This is a genomic window from Barnesiella sp. (assembly GCF_022723415.1).
Classification (GTDB): Bacteria; Bacteroidota; Bacteroidia; order Bacteroidales; family Barnesiellaceae; genus Barnesiella; species Barnesiella intestinihominis.
In genome coordinates this window covers 1-4,357 of record NZ_JAIJHU010000102.1, presented here as the reverse complement: position 1 = coordinate 4,357, position 4,357 = coordinate 1, and the positions used below count along the sequence as shown (strand labels likewise).

The 4,357-nt window shown below is 44.6% G+C and carries 4 protein-coding genes and 1 pseudogene; 2 read left to right on the top strand and 3 right to left on the bottom strand.

All coding sequences use genetic code 11. From position 1 onward, the window contains the following. Positions 1-294 precede the first annotated feature (294 nt). The 3 genes from QVD32_RS12645 to QVD32_RS12635 form a co-directional block, all read right to left on the bottom strand. A complete protein-coding gene (locus QVD32_RS12645; RefSeq protein ID WP_287710316.1) occupies positions 295-390 on the bottom strand; it encodes a smalltalk protein in 96 nt (31 codons plus the stop codon). A gap of 40 nt (positions 391-430) precedes the next feature. Continuing rightward, the gene (locus QVD32_RS12640; protein ID WP_287710315.1) at positions 431-1,006 is read right to left on the bottom strand and encodes an HU family DNA-binding protein; all 576 of its coding nucleotides are present in this window, start codon (positions 1,004-1,006) and stop codon (positions 431-433) included. Positions 1,007-1,191: 185 nt separating this feature from the next. Beyond that, positions 1,192-2,289 carry a hypothetical protein gene (locus QVD32_RS12635; protein ID WP_287710314.1) on the bottom strand — a complete coding sequence of 366 codons (1,098 nt, stop codon included), beginning with the start codon at positions 2,287-2,289 and terminating at the stop codon, positions 1,192-1,194. A gap of 963 nt (positions 2,290-3,252) precedes the next feature. Between QVD32_RS12635 and QVD32_RS12630 the strand changes: the two genes are divergently transcribed. Together QVD32_RS12630 and QVD32_RS12625 are read left to right on the top strand one after the other, a co-directional pair. Beyond that, entirely contained in the window at positions 3,253-3,735 is a 483-nt protein-coding gene (locus QVD32_RS12630; protein WP_287710317.1) for an N-acetylmuramoyl-L-alanine amidase, read from the top strand. A 518-nt stretch (positions 3,736-4,253) separates the two neighbouring features. Continuing rightward, positions 4,254-4,357: pseudogene (locus tag QVD32_RS12625) on the top strand (phosphodiesterase); the annotation flags it as partial.

Genomic DNA, 4,357 nt, shown 5'->3' with positions numbered 1-4,357 from the left:
GAATAAATTCCGTGTCATCCGATGAAAAAAATCTGCGTCATCTGCGAAATCTGCGTGACTTAAAAAACGTCCCAAGAAAAATCTGTGTAAATCTGTGAAATCTGTGGGACTTTTTCCGATCCCAGGGGTATCTGCAACGACCGGACAGGTCGCCTCCGCGAAAATCCGTGAGTAATCGCTTGAGCAAGAAATCTCCGAATAAATTCCGTGTCATCCGACGAATAACAATAAAAGCCGTTGAGCTCATGAGTAGCCTCATGATGCCCAACGGCTTCTTACATTAGCCTTCCGGCTTTACATACTGCAGTTCGTCAATCCGAAAGCAGCGCCGATTGCAGTAAGGACTGTAATCGCAATCTGGAGAATGTTCTTCCACATGTTCTTTTTCATAGTATGATTCTTTTAGGTTAATAAAATGTGAGATGTCAGATTAAAGTTCGTTATCTTCTCCGCTGTTGTCGCCAGTGCCCTGTGATGTGCCGCCAGCACCCTGTTCGCCACTGCCAGCAGTATTGCCGCTGCCGCCGGCATTGTTGCCAGAGTCGCCCTTAGCATCGTCCGTATCCTCCACGTTCTTGTCGTCAGAAGTAACGGTCTTGACAATCTTGCCGTTGCGGTCGTAGCAGGTGATGTTGACAGAAGTCTCGGCGAGTTCCTTCTTCAGATCAGTGTTAGGCGTGAAGATGACGTGGCGGCTTGTGATGAGCGAAGCCTTGACATCCTGAACCCCAGCCACAGCCTTGGAACGGAGACCGAATCTCATGGTGCCCAAACCCGGGATAGGGATGGAGTGACCCTCAGTGGCCCAAGCCTTCACCACCTCGCAGTAGCCGTTGACGGCAGCCTTCATGGCAGGTTTAGGAATGCCACAGTTGAGTGCAGCCTGTGCGATTACCTTCTCCAATGCCAGCTGACCGTACAACTCAGGTTGCATGACAAACTGCCAGTTCTCTTCTCCCTTACCGAAATTGATGTTTCTTTCGATAGCTTTTACTTTGATTCCCATAGTACTAATTTTGTGTTTTAAATGGTAAATAATATAGTTGTCGGCACTTTGCCTCCAACGTCATTGTTTCTGAATGACATTGCAAAGATACTAAATTTGAGGGCGAAATGCAATAGTTGTCCGGAAGTTGTGCGAAAAAAAGATGATATCGCCCTTCTTTCAGTACGATACCATCCTTTTTTAGTTTACTTCTCCTCCTGACAGTCCTTTCCCTTCTCGGTGTCCTTTCCTTCGGGAGATTTCTTTTCCTCAAACTCGTTGAGGAAATTTTCCAGCGACTTTCTGATGTATCCCGCAGTATTCCTGATTGGAGTACCCTTGCTCTTCATGCGCTTAACAGACCGACTCATGCGGCTGAACAAGGCATCAAGTTCATTCATCATCGTAAACTGGATGTGTTTGCACAGTTGAATAGCCGCTTTCTCATCCATTCCCCAGACATAGGTAAGGGCTACCTTGATTTTAGTCTGATAGCCTATCAGTTGCTCATTAGCACTTTCGGACAGCTCGATGTCTTGCCTGTTGATGAATGTGAATATCACCTTTTCTGCCCAGATGCAATTAGGATTATCATCCGGATATATTTCCTTGTATCGGAAATACACCTCGCACTGCTCGTTCTGGAACATGCTCTCCATTTCCTTTCGTGCAGGTCCCAGAAGATTCTTTCTTGCACTTGCCGAACTGTTGTAGTTGCCTTTAGCGCTGAGTGTCTGAGCAAGAAACTCCGGTTTCAGATAAGTGTATCCTTTTTTGAAATGAGCATAATAAAAGCGGTACAACTGTCTCGTGGAATAGTACTTAAAGGAAAAGTAGGTATCCAGGTTGATACGGTGATAGCCCATACAATTGCTCAAAAAACGTTTTAGCAGCGGCAGCTTGAAGTGGAGTGTGGCATAATGGACATGGTTTTCAATAGAGAATTCCACCATGAAGAGCTGCCGAAACCATTCATACTCCATCGCATGGGATGCAGTGTAGTGGGGGATGGCTATTAGCTTCGTCGCCATATTCTGAAGTGCTCCACGCAGACGGGAGTAATGGCTTTTGATAGGTTCCAATCTCTTGAGTGGAATCTTCACATGGCGAACCTGTTCGCTCTCTTCTGCAGGAGTAAAATGGATCAGATGATCATTTTTCTGGCTACTGATTGCATCACTGATATCCTTCTGGGTATATTTGTATATACGCATAAGGATACATCTCTGGTAACTGGAATACTTGGTCAATGAGAAGACCTGTACGCCGAACTCAATAATTGAGTTGTTTTCATTGTTACTCATCTTTTTGGTTTGATTTAGATTTTTAAATCAGTTATTATAAATGAACAACAAGGAAAGAGGAATGAACAAAATGTAATTCAGAATTTAGGAAAAAAAAGTCTCATGGATTGAGGCTTTCTTGGCATTTTCTTAAAACTGCGACAAAACATCTTGCCAAACCTCAATCCAAGTTGTAATATCTATATATGATTACTCATATACACGACTGGTTGAGGTCTGTCAGGATTCCTTTGCCTCAGTCTAAAGAAGAATGCCAATCTTCTGTAGTTTAGACCTTAAATTAAAATCCTAAACATCCGTTTGCCGACATATCTGTCAGCTAATCGGGTGCAAAAGTAATAAAAAAAATAATAACCACCAAGAGTTTTCTCGAAAAATTTGAAAAAAAAAAATCTGAGCGACACTCAAATGATTCATATTTCTCTTTTTCTACTCATAGTATATTCATATTTATTGACGATGTAAAAGAAACGTAACTATCAGATAAACAGCAATTTGTAAGTTTTGACAGGAGGATATGGGTAACACCTCTGCCGAAAGATATAGCTTTGGGTAACAATTTGTACCGGTTCTTGGTAATTTCTCTTTCTCGTTCTGCGAAATGGGTAACATGCCCATTTTCTGACTTTTTCCCGGAAATGGACCGTCTTTCTCTAAGTTACCCGTATTGCAGGGAAATGGGTTAAATGTTAAATTAAATACGAGTATCAATTTTTTTTCTTACTTTTGCATCAGAAACAATTCGCTTTCTGATACCTGAAAAGTACGGGGAGCTAACTAAACAATATGACTATGACAAAAGTAACATTAGCACCCACTTTCATTTTTGCGTGGGCAAGCAAAAAAATCTCCCTGCCCACGCGCAAAAAAATGCCTGGGCAGGGAGAGAGACCGCCACCTGCTGCCGGCATGACGTTTGCAACCGTTCCAAAATTGATAATCTCATTTAAAAACTTAAATACTATGTCAAGAAAAATATCTTTAATCGTAATACATTGCAGTGCTACCCGCTGCAACCGCAACTATACTGTGCAGCAACTCTTCCACGATCATGTGGAGGTCAACCACTGGCGTTTCATCGGCTACCATTATTATATCCGACGCAATGGGCGCATCGAGGAAACCCGTCCGCTGGAGCGTATGGGAGCACATGCCAAGGGATATAATGCCCACAGCATCGGTATCTGCTATGAAGGCGGACTGGATGAGCAGGGACGACCTGCTGACACCCGCACCCCGGAGCAGAAGAAGGCGATGGCTATGCTGATCGTGCAGCTCAAGCAGCAGTTCCCTGCCATTGCCACCGTTTTGGGACATTGCGACCTGCCAGGCGTGCAGAAGGCGTGCCCCTGCTTCGATGCCACTGCGCTCCAGCCCCTCCTGCAGGTGAAGCGGTTGGAGGATCTCGACCAGATGTTTCTCAAAGAGGAAGGAGGCGAACAATGACGGAGTTCATCATTCAGCGCATGGCGCGCTTTCGAGAAGCCGTGCATGGGCGCCTTTATATCCATGGCGAGTATGTATGCGATACCCTGGAACGTGCAGCACAATGTCTGCCAGCGGGCAGCTACTCCCTGTTGCAGTATCGCCGCGACTGGCATCCGCAGAAGGTAGGGGTGGGGCAGCTCATCCGGTTTGTGGCTTCCGACGGATGTTATGCCCTGCAGTGTGGAGAGATAGCCATTGGCGAATGGAAATATCTCGGATTCCTCATCCATAGCCGCGATATTTTTGATACGCTCCAGGAGCGAGTAAGAAGGTTGACGAGTCGTCACCAGGTAATCACCGTCATCATCCGTGAGGATGGTGATGGTGATTTTTTTTGTATTGTTAACAGACTTCTTGACTATAAATCTTGGCAGTTTGTCGTTTTTTTCCTAATTTTGCATCACGTTATCCGTCACAATGGATCAACGGTGACAGAATCGCATCAAAATAATAGAAATCAAAAGGAAAGAAGAATTATGAAATACCTCTTATTTTCGGATATACATGGCTGTTTGCCAGCATTAGAACGGGCACTCGACTTCTATGAGGCTCAGAAGTGTGATATGATGTGCATCATGGG